We start from the raw sequence: 20,874 nt of genomic DNA, 5'->3' as shown, positions 1-20,874 counted from the left end.
TTTATAAATCATTAACCAATCGAACGATGAAAAAAAGTTTGCTTTTCCTGTTGGCTGCGAGTGCGGTGATGGCCTCCTGCAACAAAGACGGAAACGAGGCGGGCGGACCCGCTGCGGGCCCGGTGGTCATCAATCCCGTGCTGAATTTCTCCCGGGCTTCGGAGACGAATTTCGACGAAGGGGACCGGATCGGGCTCACGGTCCTCAAAACGGACGGAACCAAATATGCTGAGAATCAGTTGATGACTTTCCGGGACGGCGTGTTCTCCGGAAACCTGCAATGGTATGCCGAGGCGAACGACAAGTCCACGCTGACGGCCTACTATCCGTACGACGAGGCGGGAGCACCGACCGAATTTTCCGTGGAGACCGACCAGACGACGGGATACGGGGCGTCGGACCTGATCGCGGGAAGCAAGGCCGACGTGCTGCCCACGGCGCAGGCCGTGGTGGTGCCGTTCAAGCACCTGCTGACCAAACTGTTGGTGAATGTGACCAACGAGTCGGGTTCGGATATCCGTTCCGTGGTCCTCGGGGGATCGGTCCCCAAGGCGACCGTGGATCTGGCTGCTCTGACCGCCACGGTGGACGGCAGCGCTTCGGCCGCCGAGATCACCGCACAGCAGGTGACGGCGAACAAACAGTACCGTGCCATCGTGGTGCCGCAGGAGGTGGCCTTCACGCTGACGGTCAGCACCGCGGACGACAGGACGCTGAGCCAGAACCTCGCTTCGGCGAACCTGAAGGCCGGAGGCCAGTATACGGTGGACGTGCGTGTCCTTCCGGACGACATTCAGGTGACGCTCAGCGGCGAGATCACCGGCTGGACGGACGAAGGGGCGATCGGCCCGTCGGAAGAGGTGGTCTTCGAGGAGCATCTGGACGAGAACTATTTCCTCTATGACGGCGAACGCTACACCACGGTGAAACTCTCCAACGGACAGTACTGGATGGCCGAACCGATGCGTTACATTCCCCGGGGGATCACGCCTTCGACCGATCCGGTCGCCGACAGCCACATGTGGTACCCCTACAAGCTCAACAACGAGGACGGTTCGGAGAACACGATCAACGCCGCCAGTGCTACGGCCCTGACCGGTGCGGACGATATCAGGAAGAACGGTTATTTCTACGACATGTATGCCGCGCTGGGCGGTGTGGAGGTCACCGAGGAGAACTGCAACGACTTCGAGGGCGTGCAGGGTATCTGTCCGAAGGGATGGCATATCCCGACCCGCACGGAGCTCTGGAACCTCTGCGGGCTGTCGAACAAGGCAGCATCCGGCGAGAGCGGCAACCAGATCAACGAGGAGGCCCTGTTCTACGATCAGAACTACGGCGGCGGCAATATGGCGAAGTTCAACGAGGCCGGCTGGAATTACGTGGTTTCGGGCGTGCGGATGATGACCAATTTTGCGGCCGAACCCAAGTATCAGCTGACCCAGTTCTATTCGGGCAACACCTCGAAGAGCGAACTGTTCGGTACGCCGGCGATGACCTACATCATGTCGTCGACCTGCTACACTCCGCTTTACCAGGATAAGGAAGATCCCTCGAAGCTGACCAATATCCAGTTCTTCTCCATGATGACGACGTTTACCTCCAAGTATCCGGAGGGGAGGATCAACGTGGCCTATATCAGCACCAAGTCCGGGCAGCAGCTCCGCTGCGTGAGGGATTCGCAGTAGGGAAAGATTCCGGAAACGGGGCGGGGCCGTATGGCCGGATGCATCCGGCCATACGGCCGTTCGCAAACACAGGAAAGGGATGCCTCATGGGAAGGTTGTCTCTTCCGAACATGAACGAGACACTATGAATCCAGTTATCCAATGTGACAACATAACGCACAGTTACGGGAAAAAACTGATCTACGAGAACCTCTGTTTTTCGGTGGAGGAGGGGAGCGTCGTGGGGCTGCTGGGACGGAACGGGACCGGGAAGACCACGATCATCAATATCCTGAACGGCTATCTCAGGCCCCGCAGCGGGGTATGCCGTCTGTTCGGGGAGCCGATGGACCGTCTCTCTCCCGCCACGAAAGCCCGTGTGGGGCTGCTGCTGGAGGGGCATATCCAGCACACCTATTTCAATGTGGGGCAGATCGAGCGGTTCTACGGGCGGTTCTTTCCGAAATGGAAGAGGGATGCCTACTACGAGTTGCTGGAGAAACTCCGGGTGACATCGACGCAACGGATCAGCACCATGTCCTGCGGGCAGCGGTCACAGGTGGCCCTCGGGCTTCTGTTCGCGCAGGACCCCGACCTGCTGATCCTCGACGACTTCTCCATGGGGCTCGATCCGGGTTACCGGAGGCTTTTCGTGGAGTATCTGCGCGAATATGCGCGGGCGGGAAAGAAGACCGTGTTCCTCACCTCGCACATCATACAGGATATGGAGATGCTGATCGACGACTGCATCGTCATGGATTACGGGCGCATCCTGCTCCACCGGCCTACGAAGGAGATCTTGGAGGGTTTCCGTCGTTACCGTTTCACGGCGCCGGGTCCGGTGCCGGAGAAGTTGGGGGGTCTGTGGAACACCTCTGCGATCGGGAACCGGTGGGAGACCTATTCCTTCCTGGACGGGGAGCACGTGGCCGGGTTGCTAGCGCCTTTCGGTGCGGAGAACCTGAGGGCGGAGAGGCTCTCCCTGGAGGACGCCTTCATCGGGTTGACCGGAAAATACTGAAACTTTCTGCGACATGGTAAAAGCTATATTCTACAAGGAATGGATCAAGACCCGGCGCAGCGTGTGGCTGGCAGCGGCGGTCATGGCCGGCTGCACGGCCTATGCTTTCGTGGAGTCGGGGCAGGAGTTCCGCCTCTCGGGGGCCGTGCAGGTGTGGTACGGTGCGATCGTGAAGGATGTGCCGCTCCTGCCGGCCGTCATGCAGTGGGTCCCTGCGTTCGTCGGGGTGCTGCTCTCCCTCTCTCAGTTCGTGCCGGAGATGACGGACAGGCGTCTGAAACTCACTCTGCACCTGCCGGCCGGGGAGGATGCCCTGCTGGCGTCGCTGCTGGCCTATGGTGCGTCGGTGCTGGTCCTGCTATATGCACTGACCTGCGCCGTGCTGGCGGTCGGGTTCTCCGCAGTCTATCCCCCGGAGATCGTGGGAAGCATGGTTCTGGACTCCCTGCCGTGGTTCTTGGCCGGAATATGTGCCTATCTGCTGGCGGCTTGGATCTGCATGGAACCCGTGTGGCGCTTCCGCATCGCCTACGGACTGGTCGGAGCGTGTCTGTGCGCCTTCTTTTTTGTGGACGGTCCTGCCGGGGCCTGTCTGCCCGCGATACCTTATCTGACACTGTTTACCCTGCTGTGTTTCTTCTTCCCGTTCCATTCGGCGGGACGTTTCAAGGAGGGAGCCCGGTAACGATACGAATTATGAAACATCAAAATATCTTTTATGCGGTGATCCTCGTGTGCGCCACGGCTGCGTGCATGTGGGTGCTGCCCGCACTGGTGAAGATGGCGACGCGCGAGCCGCAGGAGTATCCGTTCGTGTATTACGGTTCGGTGCTGAAGGGGTTCGGGCTGGTCGACTACAAGAACAAGGAGATGCCGTTGACCGACCTGGACGGAAACCGGTACACGGCCGAACAGTTCGACTCGCTGATGCCGCTGCTCAATTACCGGCAGCTCATGTCCGACGGGAGGCTGCCGGACAGTATCGGGGGGCGTGAGGTGACCCCTCCGCTGCTCCGGATGTCCACCGTGATCTTCCGCTACAAGCCCGAAGAGGTGTCGGCTCCGGAGTCCGGGCTGTACATCCTGCAGGAGTCCATGCCCCGTCGGGGCGGCCTCTCTATTCCGCCGGACGTGTTCCGGTTGCGCGGGGGAATCGAGTTTGTCGATGCCGCGACCAATCGGGTGGACGAGAAGAAAAGTGCCCGTTTCCGGAAGGCGATGGAAAAAGCCGGTTTCGCCTTTCCGGCCCGGTGGGCGGCGGGGAATCCCACGACTCTCAAATCGTATGACGAGGGATACTTCTGCCTTGATGCACGGGGGCGGTTGTTCCATCTCAAGATGGTGAACGGGCGGCCCTATGTGCGCGATACGCATGCAGGGGATTCGATCGACATCCGTTCTTTCTCCATGTACGAGGCGCCCGACCGCCGGTTCTACGGTTTTATGTTCGACCGGAAAGGCTCCCTGTACATTCTGGAGAGCGATCTGGCGGGAGGCTACGAACCGAGGAAGCTGGGTATGGGACCGGTGGACCCGGAGACGGACCTGGTCACGGTCATGGGAAACCTGCTGTACTGGACCGTGACGGTGGAGACGCCCGGAGGCCGCCGCTATTATGCGCTGGATACGCCGACGCTGGGGCCGGTAGCTGAGTATCATATAGATGCGGAACCCGACCGGTGGGAGAGGGTGTCGCGCCGACTCTTCCCGGTTTACCTGACCATGGGACGCGAAAACTCCTCTTATGTGGCTCCGCATCTGATTTTTACCGGTGTTGCGGCGCTGGCGGCCAATGTCGTTGTGGCGCTTCTCGCGTTGCTTGCCACGGGCGGCGGGCGGAAAAGAAAGGTATGGACGGTATGCTATCTCCTGCTGACCGGGATCGCCGGGCTGGCGGCGATGGCACTGTTACCCCGCTTGCGCCGGGAATAAATAGAAATGAAGAACGTATATCTTAACACAAAAACGCTATGAAAAGATTATTTCTGATCGCCGCCCTGTGCGGCCTGATGGCAGCCTGCGGCGGAAACGACAACCGGAAGAGTGGCGGAGAGGGTTCGGAGACGGCCCGCAGCGCCGCAGCCGTCGCGGAGACGGAGACTTACGGGTTGGATGATCTGCTGGCCGAGGCGGATAAGCTGATCGGCAAGAAAGTGACCGTGCGCGGCTATGTGACGCATACGTGCACACATTCAGGCAAACGCTGCTTCATCGTGGGAGAGAGCCAGAAAACGTCCATGAGGGTGGAGGCGAAAGGCAACATCGGCGGATTCAACCGCGAGCTGATCGGCTCGCAGCTGGCCATTACGGGCACGATGCACGAAAACCGTCTCAGCCAGGAGTATCTGGCCCAGATGGAGAAGGAGATCAACGAGAAGAACGTGAAGGAGCCCGAGTCGGGCGAGGCGTGTGCCGCGGAGCTGGCTAATATCGAGGAGATGAGGGCGTGGATGAAGGAGAACGGCAAGGATTACTACGCCCTGTATTACATGGACGGAGAGGATTATGAAGTCGTGGAGGAGTAGTGTTGTCCGCTGGCTGAGGGTCGTCCACCGCGACCTGGGCTACCTGATGGTGGGAATCTGTCTGGTGTACGGCATTTCGGGCATCCTGTTGAACCACATGAACGGGAAGGACCCTGCCTACCGGAGCAACTACTACACGCTGGATTTTCCTGCGGGACTGGACCGCGACGGGGTGAGTGCGGCATGGAACGGGAGGTCGGGTCTTCCCCGGCTGAAAAATGCCCTGCCCCTCGATGACCAGCATATGAGGCTCATGCTGGAAGGGGGCATGGGAGTGTACAACAGCGCGACCGGTACGCTGGACTACGAACTTCACGAGAAACGTGTTTTGGTGTATTGGATCAATAAACTACACTATAACCGGGTGGACGGATGGAGCGTCATGGCCGACCTGTTCGCCGTGTCGCTGGTCTTTTTCGCCCTTTCCGGACTGTTCATGATTCCGGGGCGGAAGGGGCTGCCTGGCCGTGGAAAATGGTTCCTGCTGGCGGGCGTGCTGATTCCCGTGTGCTATGTGATTTTTACCTGACGGAAATGGTATAGTTTAGTCAATTTATTTGGGATGACTATCTTCACTTTCATGTTGAACCATAATATTCTTTCGATATTTGAGACACAGTAAGAAAAAAATAATTCTAAAAAAGGCTGATTAAACATGTCAATCACCCCTCGTATTGTAAATTATTAAGGTGGGAGAGGGTCAGAGGATCGAGGCGCAGATTTTCCGGATTTCGCTGAGGCACTCGGCAAGGTGCTGGTCGCGGCGGGCGAGCTGCACGTTGTAGCAGGTCTGGAGGTTGATCCAGAAGGTCGCCTCGATGCCTCGGGCCGATTCCTGCATCAGTGCCATATCGGTAGCGACGGGGTGCTTCCCTTTCACGATGTTGTTCAGAAAGGTGTAGTGCACATCGAGCATCTGCGCGAATTTCTTCTGGGTGATGCTGCGGGCCTCCAGCTCCTCCTTCAGCACTTCTCCTGGATGGGTGGGTTCAAAGAGAAGCAGGTCGTCCGACCGATTATACTCTGTTCTGCGTTTCCATATCCTTACCGATGATGATTGCTAATATTCAAAATCAAACAGACCGAGAAGACCGGCTCGCGGCCGTTTCGCGCATCCGGAACCCCAGCCGGTACTTGGCATTGATCCGCACCGATGAAATCCCGGCCCGGTCGCCCGTCAGCACTTCGGAATTCAGCGAGTGAATCCGGTGGAATTCCCATCTCCGGGAGAGGACAGCAGGGGGCATTTCCCCAAAAGAGACGGGCAGACCAATCCCTATGGCTATGGCGATGTTACAGCGGGTAATGGAATTTAGCAGGATATATGCCACATAAATTACCAGATTCTCCATCTACCACATTGTTCACTTTTAGTACTCCACTGTACTTGATACGCGCTGCCTAATATAGTATCAATAAGAATAAAATTGTAATTATTTCCTGTTGGATACAATTCATATCTACCGATAATTTCCTCTGTAAAAAGAAAATCTTCAATCTTGCCACAAATTAAATATTCACCTCTTGCCTTATCATCGTTAATTCCAATTTGAAGTGCTGTTACGCGCCCTGTTGCCGTATCTAATTTCAGAGAATTATAGATATTCGATGTTCTATATACCTTATATCTGCCGACTTTATTTTTCCAGAAAGCATCATGTGCAATATCCGAGAAATTTTTCTCTATGCTTATCAGCAAGCTATCGCGGTGAATCTCCGTTAATGGTTTTACAGCAACTTTTAAAGAATCAGAACTCTGCCCATATATGTATAATGAGCCAATAAGGAAAAAGACAATAAAAGATAATTTTTTCATAATCAATCCTTGTTATAAGTTCATGTCAGTTTATTAATCAAATAGTATGTATTTTTTGCGTAATTCTTATCTTATAGACACTGCGCAATGTGCGGAACAGTTGGCTTATCGTGGTTTCTTTGCAATCCCTCTTTTTCAACCAATCTTCATAACGCTGCAAAACGACATGTCAATGTCTCGGAACGGGATGTCGAGGCGGATAGAAGTGAAATTTCGCAAAGATTAGAGAGAGTATTTGTATAATACTTCTGCATTGCCTAACTTATCCTCGCTTTTCAGTTTAAAAATTAGGTGTTTGTAAAACGATTCAACACTGCCGTATTGTATTTGCGAACGGAAATGCGACACTAATGTATCGGCAGTGTATTCGCGTTGCTGTGCGGTCATTTCAACGATAAGGTTGTTGTATTCCGTTGTTTTTGCGGCTATCAACCGTTCGATTTGCTCCTTGTTGGGGCCGTTACGTTTGGGTTTGTTTTTGTCGAAATCCCAAAAACGACTGTGCAGTGAAAGTCCGAGAGAAACGTATTTACGTTTACGATCTTTTGTAACTCGGAGCATTAAAGGAAATGTGCCGTCTTTGAGCGGTTTGGACTTGTAGCAAACAACATCTACGGTAGCTTTCATCGTGTAATCTCGGTTTACACACTGGTTTACACAAGCGGGCAAAAAACGTGTAAACCGAGCAAAAAACAGCACAATCGGAACGCCTGCGACAAAACACAAAAAAGCCCCTCGGATAGTTCTGAAAGGCTTTTTGTTTTGTCGGGGTAGCGGGATTCGAACCCACGACCCCCTGCTCCCAAAGCAGGTGCGCTAACCGGACTGCGCTACACCCCGTCCGCCGATGGCGGTGATTAGGCTGCAAAAGTAATATGTTTTTTCCCTATTTCCAAAATGATGGGGGAATGGGGTTGAAAATAGTTCCGGGCATGGGGTTATGGTAGACGGTAGCGCACGACCCGGCTGGTGGGAAGGTCGGGGATGTAGAGGATACCGTCCCTGAGTTGGATACGTGCGGGGCCTGTGAGGGTATCCGTTACAGGGAGGATTTCGATCTGTCCGGTTGTCAGGTCCACGCTTCCTACTTTGGGGTTTGTCCAGTCGGTGAAATAGAGGGTCGCTCCGTCGAGACTCAACGCCAAGCCGTCGTATTGGCCGGGGCGGTCGAATAGAGGCACGATCCGGGGCGAGGCGATGTCCGGAATGTGATAGATTACGTTTTCCGGAACCGTCATCCCGTCGGCAGGGTAGGAGGCGATCCACATGGAACCGTCTTTGACGACGATTCCGTTGGCGCCGGGGACATTCGTGTAAAATGTCAAAGGCACTTCGGATGCCTGAGCGGGATCGCTTACATTCAGCGAGTAGATATTGCCTGTGTTGGTGACGGTGATGTAGAGTGTTCGGGTCGCGCTGTCTAGGGCCATGTCGTTGACGAACAATTCTCCGTCGGGGAAGGCGATGGTCTGAGGAGTACTCCGGGGATCGCCGAGGTCGAATACCATCACTTTGCCCACGTCTGCAACAAACAGGTGACCGTTCACTATCAGCATACCTTTCGGTGCGGAGAGTGAACCATCGGCGGGAACGAGTGTCCGGGAGAGGGTGTCTTCGAACAGCAGAATATAACCGTTGCCCTCCCTGTTGAGCGGATCGAGCTTTTCGCTGCCGAAACTGGCTACCAGCAGAGTGTCGCCGTGGACAAGGACGCTCTCTCCGAACCGGATGTTGTCGGTCAGCGGGGCGAGGTCATCCGATGCGGTCTGGGTGCGGGGCATGCAGGCCGTCAACATACAGGCGACCGTCGCAGGCAGAAGTAATCGTCTTGTTTTCATCGGTGTGCGTTTTCTGATTTTTACAAATCGTTGAAAATAGGCCGGAAATCTTCTCCGGGTCGTGCCAGGTAGGTGTGGAATCTCAACTTTCGGGCCGTCTCGATATTGGCGGGCGAGTCGTCCACGAAAAGAGACTCTTCTGCCTGAAAGCCTCCTTCTCGGAGCATTTTTTCGAAGATGGCGGGAGTGGGTTTGGCCAGTTGCATCTCGTAGGAGAGGAAAATACCGTCGAAATAGTCTTCCATCCGGAGTCCCTCCTGCGTGAAGTAACGTGCGCGGATACCGGGCATCATGATCGCATTGGTGTTGCTCAGCAGGTAAACCCGGAAACTGTGCCGCAGATTCCTCAGCATCTCCAGTTTGTAGAGCGGAAGACCCGTGACGAAGCGTTCCAGGGCATTGTCGATCGCCCGGCTGTCGATCGCCCGGCCGGTCTTGTCTCGGATGTAGTCGTGGAGCTGTTCCGGAGAAACCTTTCCCTCTTCGAGTTGCAGGAAGATACCCGATTGTCTGTATGGGTCGAGCAGGTCGGCCGCTTCGGGGTACCCGATTTCCCGGAACGCCCGGATGCAGGCTTCCCGGTCCAGATCGACCAATACACCACCCATGTCGAAAACGAGATTCTTGATAATGCCTTTTGGGGGTTGCGGTTGGATATTCATAGATAATGACGGATTGCTGATGATGATCTTTGACGGTGAAATGGGCCCTGAGACGGTTTGACTGCGACGGAACCGGGGAAAGGACATCCGGAAAATACGGCTTCTGCTTTCTCTGTCGGCGGACTTTTAGGCAAGCAAGGCTTTCACTTTGTTCGAAATCTCCTTACCGTCGGCCCGGCCTGCAAGTTCCTTGGTGGCGATTCCCATTACCTTTCCCATCTCCTTCATCGACGTGGCTCCCGTACGGGCGATGATACCACGGATCGCTTCGGTCAATTCGGCGTCATCCATCTGCTTGGGAAGGAATTCTTTGAGCACGTTTACCTGTCCCATTTCTTCGTTGTAGAGGTCGTCCCTTTTCTGTTCCTGGTAGATGGCAGCCGAATCCTGTCCCTGTTTGCAGAGTTTCTGGATGATGCGTATCACTTCGGCATCGGGCAGTTCGGCGATCTCCGTGCCTGCGGTTTTCGCTTCGATGATATATTTCTTCACGTTCCGCAGGGCGGCCAGACGGGCTTTGTCCTGCGCTTTCATGGCTTGTTTGATGCCTTCACTGATTTGTTCTTCAAGTCTCATGTCGGTCGTTTTTGTTTTGCATGCCAAAGATACGAAGAACTCACGTAAAAACGGCAAGGTTAGGGAAAATTAAAGTAAGTGGCTGATGCTAAATGGAGTCGGACGGTATTTCTTTCCGTTCACTGGTCACTCGAAAAAGGGCGGATGGACACCATCCGCCCTTTTTTGTTCTGATGCTATGTATCAGGCGGAAGCCGCTACCGCTCCCGCAATGCCTCCGATAAGGAGGCAGCCTCCGAAGAGGTAGGCGACAGTCGCATAATTCTGTCCCTCATGAAAGGCGCAAAAACTGCGGTTCGCATACACGGGGTTATTGACTACCTGAGCCTTTTCGAATTTACGAAGGCTTTGACGTTTGTCCAATGCGATGTCATTGACATAGTTCGATACCGTCACATCCCATGTTTCCGAGAAATCTTCCGTTTGCGAATAGCGCAACACACCCCGTATCGAATAGGGGGTGTCCGTATTTTCGAAATGCCATGTCCGGCCGATTTTTCGGGGACGAAAGCCTATTCGGGCGATGTCGGAAACCCCGATCGTCCAATCGCAAAGTTTATAGACGGCTTTGGGGGCAAGCGTCAACACGCGCTGTTCATGAACGGTCGTCGAATTTTGGGTGGTCCGTCCTCCTCCGACGTTCATACCGCCCATGAGCGTTCCGGCTATTCCGCCGATCCCTGCGGCATTGGCGACGCTTCCCAGATTGATGCCGAGGCCTGTGTTTTTCTCCTTGCCGCTGGTGTAGGAGGCATTGGTGAAAAGACAGGTCGGCTCGTTGTTTTTGTAAGAAAACGAATTACCCTTGTCGATGTAAAGTGTCCTGTCCGATTTGTTTGCCACGATCCAACAAGGTTTTCCTCCGTCAACCCCGATCACGACCCGGAGGTTTTCGTCCTCATAGACGGCATTCGTACCGTCGGCGAAGAAACAGTAGACACCCACTTTCCGCGCCGAGACATTTCCGGCACACAATACGATGCACGCCAGTAAAATCAGTTTTTTCATAGGCTTCGAAAAAGCGCCGTCCGCACCCCGACAGCTTTAATAAACGAAGAAAGCGTGGTGCCGGAAGCTCATTTTAGGTGTAGGGCTCTGGAATAGCCTCGGGATAAAACAAGCAACAGCCCCACGCCTATATCCACGGATGGATACAACGCGCAGTAAGATGTCTGCCTATTCTCTCCCGTTGAATTTTCCAGATTAAACACCGAGAATAAACTTACACTTTCCGTGGTTTCAATATGTCGATGCGAATATAAAAAACATATCCGGAAAATGCAATTGTCATCTTCTTTTTGGGCTGTTGCAGAAACAAATTTCGACAAAATGTTTTTGAAAATCAATATTGGCTCTCTGCAATGTTATTTCAACTTGGGGCATTGCAGACAGTTGTTCCGGCCGGGAATGAAAGGCCTGACGAAACCTCGCCTTGATTATTGCAAGTGGATTGCCGGTCGGGGGCTGCCCCGACCGAATATATGTATCCGGAAGGAAGGCGGGCGATGCGGAGATCGTAGTCCTGTAAACCGGACCTGCCTTTCCAGCATGGAAAGGCAGGTCCGAAAAGGGGTGGTTTCCTCTAAGAGGAGTGTGTTCTGTCGCTCATCGAATAGGGGACGTCCCCGGTTTTCGTGCCGCGTTCTTTGTCCGGTTCTTTTTGCATATCGAAACGAACCTTTGCCCCGTTCCGAAGATCGTCGTATTTCAGAAATGTCTTCTCCGAAACTTCGCCGTCGACGGTCATTTTGTTCACATAACGGTTTTCGGGACTATTGCCAGGAGCTTCGATCACGATATTCTCGCCGTTCTCCAAATGGATGACCGCTTTTCGGAACAACGGAGAGCCGACGACATATTCGTCCGTTCCCGGACATACGGGATAGAATCCCAGAGCCGAAAAGACATACCATGCCGAAGTCTGGCCGTTGTCCTCGTCACCGCAGTAACCGTCCGGTTTCGCGGAGTAAAGACGGTCCATTACCTCACGGGTCCAGAATTGTGTCTTCCACGGCTGTCCGATGTAATTATAGAGGTAGATTATATGTTGTGCAGGCTGATTGCCGTGGGCATAATTACCCATGTTGGCCACCTGCATCTCCGTGATTTCGTGGATGCGGACGCCATAGTAGCTGTCATCATAGATCGGCGGTACGACGAACACGGAATCGAGCATCTTCCCGAATTCGGCCTTACCGCCCATCAGATCGGAAAGTCCTCCGATGTCGTGGAACACCGACCATGTGTAGTGCCAGGCATTGCCTTCCGTATAGGCATCCCCCCATTTGTAGGGGCTGAATGGCGACTGGAACGTGCCGTCCGTATTCCGTCCCCGCATCAGTTTCGTTTCGGGATCGAACAGATTTCCGTAATTCCGCGAGGCTTCCTCCAGTATCCGCACATCTTCGGCCCGGCCCAACAGCTTCGCCACCTGAGCGATGCACCAGTCATCGTAGGCATATTCGAGCGTGCGGGCCACATTCTCCGGGATATCCACGTCATAGGGAACATATCCCAGCGTGTTGTAGTACTCATGCCCCCAGCGTCCCGTGGAGCTTACCATGGAATGTACCTTGCTGCGTCCTGCAAGCATCGCCTCATAGAGTGTCGCAATGTCTTCCTCTGGCGTAATGCCTTTCAGAATGGCGTCCGCAACCACCGAGGCCGAGTTGTTGCCCACCATGCAGCCGCGGTGTCCGGGAGATGCCCATTCGGGCAGGAAACCGCTCTCGCGGTAAGCATTGGCCAGACCTGCCTGTATCTCGGCACCGACCGAAGGGTAAACGAGATTCAACAGCGGAAACAGACTGCGGAACGTATCCCAGAATCCCGTATCGGTGTACATGTACCCGGGCAGTATCTCTCCGTTATAAGGGCTGTAATGTACCGGTTTGCCCTCCGCATTGATTTCGTAAAATTTGCGGGGGAAGAGCGTTGACCGGTAAAGGCAGGAATAGAAAGTCCGATATTGTTCTTCGGTCCCCCCGGAAACCTCGATCCGGCCGAGCACTTCGTTCCAGCGGCACTGTGCCTTCCCTTTCACTGCATCGAAATCGTCCCCGCCCAGTTCCGTTTCGAGGTTCCGTATGGCCTGTTCTTCAGAAATGAAGGACGAGGCTGTGCGCACTGTCACCCGTTCGCCACGGTGTGTGGTGAAGTAGATTCCCGCCAATGCGTGTTCGCCCGTAACACCGTTGCCGTCCGACGGCCGTTTCCCGTCGTAGAACCGGTACGACTCGATCTGTTTGTCGAAGCGGACGACGAAATAGTTCCTGAAATTCTCCGGCACTCCTCCGCTGTTGCGCGTCGTATAACCAGCAATGGTCCGCTCGTCGAGCATTTTCAGCTGTGATCCCCGGTCGAAGGCATCAATTACAATGCCGCTCTCATCGCTCTCCGGGAAAGTAAAGCGCATGATCGCGGCACGTTCCGTCGGGGCCATCTCTGCCACGACATCGTGGTCGGCGAGATAAACTGAATAGTAGTACGGCTTGGCCGTCTCCGACTGGTGTGAGAACCAGCTTTGCCGGGCCTCTTCGTCGATCTTGCCCTTGCCGCATACGGGCATCAGGGAAAACTGTCCGTAATCGTTGATCCACGGCGAGGGCTGGTGGGTCTGTTTCAGTCCGCGGATCGTATGGGCGCCGTATGTATAGATCCATCCGTCCCCCATCTTTCCCGTCTGGGGCGTCCAGAAATTCATGCCCCAGGGAACGGCGACAGCCGGATAGGTATTGCCCGTCGAGAACGAATAGTCCGAATGCGTGCCCGCGAGTGTCGTAACGTAGTCGCCGGGGAGCCGGAGCTCTTCGGCGGATTGCCGGCAACAGCCCGAGAGCAAGGCGGCAAGAACAATCACCACAAGATTTTTCATGATCAGGTCATATTATGGAATTCAACAAATCTGTTTTCCCTTCGTTCACCAGTTTGAGGATCAGTTCCCCGAACAGGGTATTCTGCCAGGCGAACCAGGCCCGGGTATAGTTCGAGGCATCGTGCCGTGAGAAACTTTCATGCATGAACCCCGTACCGGCATCGGTAGTGATAAGCTGACAGATACAGTCTCGAATTTCTTCGTCGTCCGTCGAAGTAAAGGCCCGCATCATGATGCTCATCGGCCAGATCATCTCCACGCCGATGTGAGGTCCGCCGATCCCTTCGCCTGCCGCACCCCGCCAGAAATAGGGATTGGCTTCGCTCCATACGAATCGCCGCGTATTTTCATAGACCGGGTCCGTGCGTTCTACATCACCCAGGTAAGGCATCGCCAAAAGCGACGGCACATTGGCGTCGTCCATCAGGAAACGGCTGCCGAATCCGTCCACTTCGAATGCGTAGATCTTACCGTATTCGGGGTGTTCGACCACAGCGTATTTCTGCAATGCTTCTTCCACCTCCCCTGCCAGTGCCGTACACTCCGCGGCAAGGTCTTTCTCGCCGTTCACCGTCGTCAGTATCTCGGCTGCTTTGCGCAGCGACGTGACGGCCATGAAGTTCGACGGCACGAGGAATCCGAAAGTCGTGGCGTCGTCCGAGGGCCGGAAAGCCGACGCGATCAGTCCCACGGGTTTCACCGGGTTCCCGCGTCCCACGTGGCAGCGCGTATCGAGCTGACGGTCCGTCGTACGCAGAAAGGTGTATTCGCCGGGTCCGGCCTTCATCTGTTGCTCCCGGAGTGTCTTCACGATATTGTGCATCGCCTCGATCCATTCGGTGTCGAATACCGACGTGTCACCCGTGGTTTTCCAATAATGATGCGCCAGGCGGATGGGATAACCGTGTGAATCTATTTCCCACTTGCGCTCGAAAACCCTCGGGTCCGCTTCGGGAAGGTCCGTTTTGTTATGGGCTCCTGTCGGGCCGACATTGAAAGCATTGGCATAGGGATCGATATTAATCAGCCGGAATTGTCGCCGGATGACTCCTGCGATCATCTTTTGCAGCTGCGGGTCCCTGCCGCACAACTGCACATAGGGCCACACCTGCGCTCCCGAATCCCGCAGCCACATGGCCGGGATGTCTCCCGTATAGACGAACGTGTCCGGTTTCCCGTTCTCGTCCTCTTCATAATGCACTGTGGTATCCAACGTATTTGGAAAGCAATTGGCGAACATCCAGCGCAACCGTTCGTTGGTCAGCATGCTGCATACGCGGGCTATCTCCTTTTCCACGGCTTCCGACCGGAAAAGCCGCCTTGCCTTCGCCGGACGCTGGTCGGCATACCTGTCCGGTTCCTCCGGACAGTACCACACCTTCGGGGTGTCTCTCATCTCGAAACGAAGTTCTCCGCCGGAGATCAGGTCCTTGTGCCACAGGTAGGGCTTCGTATAGGGACGTCCATTCAGCCATACCCGTTGGATGTACCTGTTTTCTGAAGAGTTGTTTTCTGCCGTAACGACAAACATACCGCCCTGGACCTTCAGTTCCGCCCGGTCGAAAAGCGGCGATCCGAACCAGTAGCGTCCGCCCGCAGGCTCCGCTTCGTACATACCCAGTGACGAGAGGACGTACCAGGCCGACATCTGTCCCACATCCTCGTTGCCCGAAAGTCCGTCGGGTGCAGCGTGATAGAGCGTCGCAAGCACTTCGCGCACCCGTTCGGCCGTCTTCCACGGCTGGCCCAGCATCGTATAGAGATAGAGCACATGATGGCTCGGTTCGTTGCCGTGGGCGTACTGGCCGATGAGGCCAGAAATATCGGGCGAGGTCTCGCCGCCTTCGACAGTCGAACTGACCGTGAAAAGCGAATCGAGTTTCTCGATCATCTCCGTGCGCGAACCGAACAGCTCCTCGAGACCTTCGACATCGTGCGGCGCCAGCCACGTATATTGCCAGGCGTTGCCCTCGCAGTAGTCGTCGGCGCGGTGCGTCGATGCGAAAGGATTGAACGGAGTGCGCCAGCCCTCTTTCGAGTCGCGGCCCCGCATGAAGCGCGTCGACGGATCGTAATAGTTGCGGTAGGAGCGGCTGCGTCCGGCGAAATATGCAGCATCCTCCTTTTTGTCCAGCGCTTCAGCGGCACGCGCCGCAGCGCCGTCGGCCAGGGCATACTCCATGTCGTAAGCCACCGCCTCGTTGAACAGGTCGCACGGGATATAGCCGTACTGCATCCGGAGACCGTTGCCGCGGTCAGGATTCATCGCCGTTTTCCTGATGGCTTCAAAAGCCTTTTCCCGGTCGAATCCTCCGATCTCCTTCACGATGGCGTCCGCAATGACAGGAATGCCCGGATTACCCACCATGCAGTCCGTCTCGTTGCCCCACAGATGCCATACCGGAAGGCGCCCCTGCTCGTCCGCAATATGCAGCATCGTCTGCACGATGTCCGCCATCCGTTCGGGATGGATAATGGTCATCAGCGGCATGGCGGCCCGATAGGTATCCCATAGCGAAAAAGTCGTGTAGTTCGTGAAATCCGCGTTGCGGTGTATCTGGCGGTCCGAACCGCGATAGTCGCCGTTCATATCGCAAAAGAGCGACGGAGCCACCATCGTATGGTACAGCGCCGTATAGAAAATCCGTTTTGCGGTTTCGTCGGCCGTGGTGATGCGTACTTTCGACAGTTCTGTATTCCACGCCCTCCCGGCAACCTGTACCGTTTCGTCGAAGTCCCATCCGGGAAGCTCCGCCGCAAGATTCGCCTTCGCACCCTCCACGCTTACCGGAGAAAGAGCTACCTTCAGCAACATCTGTTCACCGTCGTCCGTTGTGAAAGAGAGCCGGGCGTATCTGTCATTCACAGTTTCGAACTTCTCAAAGGGTTTCGAAAATTCGGCCACGAAATAAACCCGCTGGTCCTCGGCCCAGCCGGTCGAATAGCGCCAGCCGCTGATGCACCTGTCGCTTTCCTGTTCCAGATGTGTCTCCGTAGCTTTGTCCCAGCAGCCGCCGTTTTCCAGATCGAACACTACGGCGGCATCCGCCGACGCAGGGAAGGTGTAGCGATGCAGTCCCACGCGCGCTGTGGCCGTCATCTCAGCCAAAATGCCGTATCTCGTCAACGGCACGGAATAGTAACCCGGCCTTGCGATCTCCTCTCTCCGGTCGGCATAGGACCACAATCCCGACTGCGGATCGTCGGCCGATCCACGGGCATAGGTCACCCCGCCCACCACGGGCATCACCGTTATGTCGAACAGGTCGCCGATACCCGTACCGCTCAAATGCGTATGCGAGAACCCGATAACCGTAGAGTCGCTTTCGTGATAACCCGACGTCCAGTCCCACTCCTGAGGGATACTCGTGGGGCCGACCTGTACCATTCCGAACGGAACGTTCGCCCCCATGAAAACATGCCCGTGGCCGCCCGTGCCGATCCTCGGGTCCACGAAGCGGGTAAAATCCTCTTCGGCGGCGGGCTGCGCACAGGCAGTCAGAAACAGCGCGGCCGCGGCCAGTAATTCTGCGATCTTCATCTATTTTTCATGTTTAAGTTCAAAAGTCAGACGTCCGCCTCCGAGCAGCTCCTCGTGCGCGATACGATATTTCGTTAACGGCCTGCCGCCGAGTGTCATTTTGCGAACGTATCCCTCTCCGTACCGTTCTATCACCAACGTTCCCTGTTCCGTGTCGATCTCCGCCCGGTCGAAGGTCGGAGCCGTCAACGTATAATACGGCTCTCCCGGACAGTCCGGATAAAGCCCCAGCATCGTAAATACGGCCCATGCGGACATCGTTCCCGCATCGTCGTTACCCGGGATACCGTCCGGAGCGGCCGTAAAATGCTTTTCCAAAAGACGGCGCGTCTGGCTCTGCGTACGCCACTCCTCGCCTTCGAAGCGGCTGAACAGATAGGCGTAAGCGATGTCGGGTTCGTTCGCCGGATCGTACCATCCTTCGTCGAAAACCCTCTGCAACTTTTCCACGAATTTCTTCCGGCCGCCCATCAGTTTTGCGAGTCCCTCCACGTCGTGCGGCACGAAGAAAGTATAGTTCCAGGCCGAACCTTCATGGAAACCAGGCGCTGCCGAGAAGTTCTCGCCCGCCTTCGGGTCGAAAGGCGAAAGGAAGGTCCCGTCGTCGTTGAGCGGACGGAAAGTCCCGAATTCCCTGTCGTAATAATGTTTGTAGCCCAGCGAGCGGTTGCGGAAAAGTTTTGCCTCCTCCCGATGCCCCAGCGAATCGGCAAGCCGTGCGAGCGCGGCATCGGCCACATAGTACTCCAATGCGTGCGATACCGAGACATCCCCGGCCAGATCCTGTGTATAAAATCCCAGCGGGATATATCCCCGCTCAATATAGGGATCAATATCGGGGCGCAGACGGTTCTGCGCACCGGGGGTCGTCGCCGACTTGCGGAAACCTTCGTAGGCCGTCGCAATGTCAAAATCCCGCAATCCTTTCATCCACGTGTCCGTGATGACGGCTATGGCCGGGTCCCCCTCCATCGTGAAGGTTTCGCGTCCGTAAAGCTCCCAGCGCGGCATCCATCCCCATTCCCGGTAAATGTCGATCATCGAACGCACCATTCCGGTCTGGCGTTCCGGATAAACCAACGTCAACAGCTGATGTACGTTCCGGTAGGTGTCCCACAGCGAGAAGACCGTATAGCGGTCGCCGTCGGCCGTCCCGACCTCGCCGCTCCGTTCCATCAGCGGGTATTCGCCGTTCACGTCGTTCAGAAGATTCGGATGGATCAATGTATGGTAGAGCGCCGTATAGAACACCGTCCGCTGCTGCTCCGTACCGCCTTCCACGCGGATACGGCCCAGATCGTCGTTCCACTGTTTCCTGGCCCGCTCCCTGACCGCGTCGAACGTCGTACCCTCCGGTTGTTCGGCATCGAGGTTCAGCCGCGCATTCTCCGTACTCACGTAGGAAATGCCCATGCGTATCTCGATCTGTTCACCCTCTTCGAGGTCGTCGAACGTGAACCAGTACCCCACGTCGTCGCCGGCCAGCTCGCGGCCATATTCCGTATAGAGCTTGTAGCGGCCGTTGTCCGGCGTCCACTCGGCTTCCACGCCCGTCATCGGCCGCTGTTTTTTCCAGTAGCCCGAAGCCGACGGGGTTTTCGTCACTCGCAGTACGAAATAGACCGGAAAGACCTTCTGCGGATTATAGCAGAAGGTTCCCAGCAGTTTCATACCCTCTATCTCCGTCGTACTCACGCGGCGTACCACAGCTCCGCTTTCGTTCGTGAGTCCTTCCCCCAGGTTCAGAAGAAGGTGCCCTTTTCCGGCGGGGAAGGTGTAGTGTTCGGCCGAAGTGCGCGGCGTGGCCGTAGCTTCGGCTCTGATACCGTACTTGTCCAATGTCAGGGCATAGTAGCCGGGTGCGGCCTTTTCGTCCCGGTAGGCCGTACCGTACTCCTTATAGTCCACCGTCAGTGCACCGGTCGTGGCCATCGTCAGCAAAGCCCCCATCTCGGGGCAGCCCACGCCGCTCAGTGCACCATGCGCGAAACCTGTGAAAAACTTGTTGTACCGCTCGTAAGGAGTCGACCACCAGCGGGCGTCCTTGTCGAAGAGGTTTTCGCCGGAGCCCATCACATTGAAGGGAACAACGGCCATCATTCCGTGCGGCGTAACTGCTCCGGGATTCGTCGTCCCGAAATTCGTCGTCCCGATGAACGGGTCGACCCGATCCGCCGGGGTTTGTGCTCGGGCTGCCATCACGGCGAACGGTAATATTGTCATCAAGATTCCTTTTCGTATCTTCATAAATGACTGGTCGGTAGTTTAGGTCGGTGCCGGACACCCTGGCCGTGCCGCCTATGTCGGGGGAGCGGCCGTCCGGGTATCATGGCTGTAAATGTTACAAAATGCTATGACGTTTCGTAAACTCGATGATTTCGGGAATATATCCGAAAGCCAGCCCCGTCACCGTGTCGGCACAGCCGTAGTAGACCGCCACGCGTCCTGTCGCCGGATCGTGCAGTGCGGCGCAGGGGAACGTTACGTTCGGCACGTCGCCCGTGCATTCGTAAGACTCGCGCGGAGAGATCAGATAGGGTCCGCTGCGGGCCGTTACCCGCCACGGTTCGTCGAGGTCCAGCAACGCCGAACCGAAGGCGTAGACGTAGCCGTTGCACGAGCGCAGCACGCCGTGATAGAACAGCAGCCACCCCTCGCTCGTCTCGATCGGCACCGGTCCCGCACCTATTTTCATGCACTGCCAGGCAGATACCTCGAACGCGGCGGGCGACATGACGTGCCGGTGGCGGCCCCAGTAGCAGAGGTCGGGCGACTCGGAGTAGAAGATGTCCCCGCAGGGCGTATGGCCCGTGTCGCTCGGACGCGAGAGCATAGCGAACCTGCCCCCGATCCTGCGCGGGAACAACACGCCGTTGCGGTTATAGGGCAGGAAGGCGTTCTCCAACTGGTGAAAGGTCCTGAAGTCTTCGGTCCACGCGACGCCGATCGTCGGACCGTGGTACCCGTTGCACCACGTTACGTAATACCTGTCGTCGATCTTCGCCACGCGCGGATCGTAGCCATAGACCCATTCGGCGATTTCGGGATCGGCACCCTTCAGACGGAAGTCGGCCTCGTCGATCTCCCACTTCACTCCGTCGACCGAGAAGCCGACATGAATGCGCATACGGCGGTTCGTATCGTCGCAGCGGAAGACGCCTGCGTAATTGTACTTTCCGTTCTTGAACGGCACGACGGCCGAATTGAAGATCGAGTTCGAGGTCGAAAGCGCGTGACGCCCGATGATCGGATTGGCACTGTAACGCCAAAGCACCTCGTTCGAACCCGCGGGACGTTCTTCCCACGGTATGTCCGGCAGCGCCGGACCTGTGATTTTCAGGTTTTTCATAAATT

At 55.9% G+C, this 20,874-nt stretch carries 19 protein-coding genes and 1 tRNA gene; 6 read left to right on the top strand and 14 right to left on the bottom strand.

What is annotated here, in order from left to right:
* The first annotated feature begins 26 nt into the window (after positions 1 to 26).
* The 6 genes from INF32_RS04685 to INF32_RS04660 all read left to right on the top strand — a co-directional run bounded on the left by INF32_RS04685 (position 27) and on the right by INF32_RS04660 (position 5,742).
* The gene (locus tag INF32_RS04685) at positions 27 to 1,688 is read left to right on the top strand and encodes a fimbrillin family protein (protein WP_226387245.1); all 1,662 of its coding nucleotides are present in this window, start codon (positions 27 to 29) and stop codon (positions 1,686 to 1,688) included.
* A 124-nt stretch (positions 1,689 to 1,812) separates the two neighbouring features.
* Entirely contained in the window at positions 1,813 to 2,688 is an 876-nt protein-coding gene (locus tag INF32_RS04680) for an ABC transporter ATP-binding protein (protein WP_226387244.1), read from the top strand.
* 13 nt (positions 2,689 to 2,701) lie between these two features.
* Positions 2,702 to 3,373 carry a hypothetical protein gene (locus INF32_RS04675; protein ID WP_226387243.1) on the top strand — a complete coding sequence of 224 codons (672 nt, stop codon included), beginning with the start codon at positions 2,702 to 2,704 and terminating at the stop codon, positions 3,371 to 3,373.
* An 11-nt stretch (positions 3,374 to 3,384) separates the two neighbouring features.
* The gene (locus INF32_RS04670; protein WP_226387242.1) at positions 3,385 to 4,620 is read left to right on the top strand and encodes a DUF4857 domain-containing protein; all 1,236 of its coding nucleotides are present in this window, start codon (positions 3,385 to 3,387) and stop codon (positions 4,618 to 4,620) included.
* Positions 4,621 to 4,658: 38 nt separating this feature from the next.
* Positions 4,659 to 5,213 carry a hypothetical protein gene (locus INF32_RS04665; RefSeq protein ID WP_226387241.1) on the top strand — a complete coding sequence of 185 codons (555 nt, stop codon included), beginning with the start codon at positions 4,659 to 4,661 and terminating at the stop codon, positions 5,211 to 5,213.
* On the top strand, positions 5,194 to 5,742 hold the full coding sequence (locus INF32_RS04660) for a PepSY-associated TM helix domain-containing protein (protein ID WP_226387240.1): 549 nt from the start codon (positions 5,194 to 5,196) through the stop codon (positions 5,740 to 5,742). Before INF32_RS04665 ends, INF32_RS04660 begins: the two co-directional genes overlap by 20 nt.
* Positions 5,743 to 5,913: 171 nt before the next feature.
* On the opposite strand, the gene INF32_RS04655 is transcribed toward INF32_RS04660, so the two are convergent.
* From INF32_RS04655 to INF32_RS04590, 14 genes are all read right to left on the bottom strand, one after another.
* Positions 5,914 to 6,216, bottom strand: a complete 303-nt coding sequence (locus tag INF32_RS04655) for a HigA family addiction module antitoxin (RefSeq protein ID WP_226388103.1) — start codon at positions 6,214 to 6,216, stop codon at positions 5,914 to 5,916.
* A 70-nt stretch (positions 6,217 to 6,286) separates the two neighbouring features.
* Positions 6,287 to 6,565: a hypothetical protein gene (locus tag INF32_RS04650; protein ID WP_226387239.1), complete on the bottom strand. Its 279-nt coding sequence runs from the start codon at positions 6,563 to 6,565 to the stop codon at positions 6,287 to 6,289.
* Positions 6,550 to 7,029: a hypothetical protein gene (locus tag INF32_RS04645; protein WP_226387238.1), complete on the bottom strand. Its 480-nt coding sequence runs from the start codon at positions 7,027 to 7,029 to the stop codon at positions 6,550 to 6,552. The genes INF32_RS04650 and INF32_RS04645 overlap by 16 nt, the downstream gene beginning before the upstream one ends.
* A gap of 37 nt (positions 7,030 to 7,066) precedes the next feature.
* Positions 7,067 to 7,168: a hypothetical protein gene (locus INF32_RS04640; protein ID WP_262892986.1), complete on the bottom strand. Its 102-nt coding sequence runs from the start codon at positions 7,166 to 7,168 to the stop codon at positions 7,067 to 7,069.
* Positions 7,169 to 7,251: 83 nt separating this feature from the next.
* The gene (locus INF32_RS04635) at positions 7,252 to 7,656 is read right to left on the bottom strand and encodes an Arm DNA-binding domain-containing protein (protein WP_226387236.1); all 405 of its coding nucleotides are present in this window, start codon (positions 7,654 to 7,656) and stop codon (positions 7,252 to 7,254) included.
* Between the two features lie 138 nt (positions 7,657 to 7,794).
* Positions 7,795 to 7,869: transfer RNA gene (locus tag INF32_RS04630), tRNA-Pro, on the bottom strand.
* A gap of 98 nt (positions 7,870 to 7,967) precedes the next feature.
* Positions 7,968 to 8,867: an NHL repeat-containing protein gene (locus INF32_RS04625; RefSeq protein WP_226387235.1), complete on the bottom strand. Its 900-nt coding sequence runs from the start codon at positions 8,865 to 8,867 to the stop codon at positions 7,968 to 7,970.
* A 20-nt stretch (positions 8,868 to 8,887) separates the two neighbouring features.
* A complete protein-coding gene (locus tag INF32_RS04620) occupies positions 8,888 to 9,529 on the bottom strand; it encodes an HAD family hydrolase (RefSeq protein ID WP_226387234.1) in 642 nt (213 codons plus the stop codon).
* A 126-nt stretch (positions 9,530 to 9,655) separates the two neighbouring features.
* A complete protein-coding gene (locus INF32_RS04615) occupies positions 9,656 to 10,105 on the bottom strand; it encodes a GatB/YqeY domain-containing protein (protein ID WP_226387233.1) in 450 nt (149 codons plus the stop codon).
* Positions 10,106 to 10,288: 183 nt separating this feature from the next.
* The gene (locus tag INF32_RS04610) at positions 10,289 to 11,113 is read right to left on the bottom strand and encodes a hypothetical protein (RefSeq protein WP_226387232.1); all 825 of its coding nucleotides are present in this window, start codon (positions 11,111 to 11,113) and stop codon (positions 10,289 to 10,291) included.
* Between the two features lie 574 nt (positions 11,114 to 11,687).
* Positions 11,688 to 13,979, bottom strand: coding sequence for a GH92 family glycosyl hydrolase (locus INF32_RS04605; RefSeq protein ID WP_226387231.1), 2,292 nt, complete (start codon positions 13,977 to 13,979; stop codon positions 11,688 to 11,690).
* Positions 13,980 to 13,986: 7 nt separating this feature from the next.
* The gene (locus tag INF32_RS04600) at positions 13,987 to 17,520 is read right to left on the bottom strand and encodes a GH92 family glycosyl hydrolase (protein ID WP_226387230.1); all 3,534 of its coding nucleotides are present in this window, start codon (positions 17,518 to 17,520) and stop codon (positions 13,987 to 13,989) included.
* On the bottom strand, positions 17,521 to 19,743 hold the full coding sequence (locus tag INF32_RS04595; RefSeq protein WP_226387229.1) for a GH92 family glycosyl hydrolase: 2,223 nt from the start codon (positions 19,741 to 19,743) through the stop codon (positions 17,521 to 17,523).
* A gap of 118 nt (positions 19,744 to 19,861) precedes the next feature.
* Positions 19,862 to 20,869 carry a glycoside hydrolase family 130 protein gene (locus INF32_RS04590; RefSeq protein ID WP_226387228.1) on the bottom strand — a complete coding sequence of 336 codons (1,008 nt, stop codon included), beginning with the start codon at positions 20,867 to 20,869 and terminating at the stop codon, positions 19,862 to 19,864.
* Between the last annotated feature and the right edge of the window lie 5 nt (positions 20,870 to 20,874).

The sequence above is a fragment of the Gallalistipes aquisgranensis genome, assembly GCF_014982715.1.
In the GTDB taxonomy this organism is placed as follows: Bacteria; Bacteroidota; Bacteroidia; order Bacteroidales; family Rikenellaceae; genus Gallalistipes; species Gallalistipes aquisgranensis.
This window is presented reverse-complemented; position numbering and strand designations above follow the sequence as displayed.

Excerpts from the sequence above, each read along its gene's own strand:
- INF32_RS04685 (WP_226387245.1), top strand. The coding sequence starts at position 27 with ATGAAAAAAAGTTTGCTTTTCCTGTTGGCTGCGAGTGCGGTGATGGCC.
- INF32_RS04645 (WP_226387238.1), bottom strand. The coding sequence starts at position 7,029 with ATGAAAAAATTATCTTTTATTGTCTTTTTCCTTATTGGCTCATTATAC.
- INF32_RS04670 (WP_226387242.1), top strand. The coding sequence starts at position 3,385 with ATGAAACATCAAAATATCTTTTATGCGGTGATCCTCGTGTGCGCCACG.
- INF32_RS04675 (WP_226387243.1), top strand. The coding sequence starts at position 2,702 with ATGGTAAAAGCTATATTCTACAAGGAATGGATCAAGACCCGGCGCAGC.
- INF32_RS04650 (WP_226387239.1), bottom strand. The coding sequence starts at position 6,565 with ATGGAGAATCTGGTAATTTATGTGGCATATATCCTGCTAAATTCCATT.
- INF32_RS04600 (WP_226387230.1), bottom strand. The coding sequence starts at position 17,520 with ATGAAGATCGCAGAATTACTGGCCGCGGCCGCGCTGTTTCTGACTGCC.
- INF32_RS04665 (WP_226387241.1), top strand. The coding sequence starts at position 4,659 with ATGAAAAGATTATTTCTGATCGCCGCCCTGTGCGGCCTGATGGCAGCC.
- INF32_RS04660 (WP_226387240.1), top strand. The coding sequence starts at position 5,194 with ATGAAGTCGTGGAGGAGTAGTGTTGTCCGCTGGCTGAGGGTCGTCCAC.
- INF32_RS04625 (WP_226387235.1), bottom strand. The coding sequence starts at position 8,867 with ATGAAAACAAGACGATTACTTCTGCCTGCGACGGTCGCCTGTATGTTG.
- INF32_RS04620 (WP_226387234.1), bottom strand. The coding sequence starts at position 9,529 with ATGAATATCCAACCGCAACCCCCAAAAGGCATTATCAAGAATCTCGTT.
- INF32_RS04615 (WP_226387233.1), bottom strand. The coding sequence starts at position 10,105 with ATGAGACTTGAAGAACAAATCAGTGAAGGCATCAAACAAGCCATGAAA.
- INF32_RS04680 (WP_226387244.1), top strand. The coding sequence starts at position 1,813 with ATGAATCCAGTTATCCAATGTGACAACATAACGCACAGTTACGGGAAA.
- INF32_RS04635 (WP_226387236.1), bottom strand. The coding sequence starts at position 7,656 with ATGAAAGCTACCGTAGATGTTGTTTGCTACAAGTCCAAACCGCTCAAA.
- INF32_RS04610 (WP_226387232.1), bottom strand. The coding sequence starts at position 11,113 with ATGAAAAAACTGATTTTACTGGCGTGCATCGTATTGTGTGCCGGAAAT.
- INF32_RS04595 (WP_226387229.1), bottom strand. The coding sequence starts at position 19,743 with ATGACAATATTACCGTTCGCCGTGATGGCAGCCCGAGCACAAACCCCG.
- INF32_RS04605 (WP_226387231.1), bottom strand. The coding sequence starts at position 13,979 with ATGAAAAATCTTGTGGTGATTGTTCTTGCCGCCTTGCTCTCGGGCTGT.
- INF32_RS04590 (WP_226387228.1), bottom strand. The coding sequence starts at position 20,869 with ATGAAAAACCTGAAAATCACAGGTCCGGCGCTGCCGGACATACCGTGG.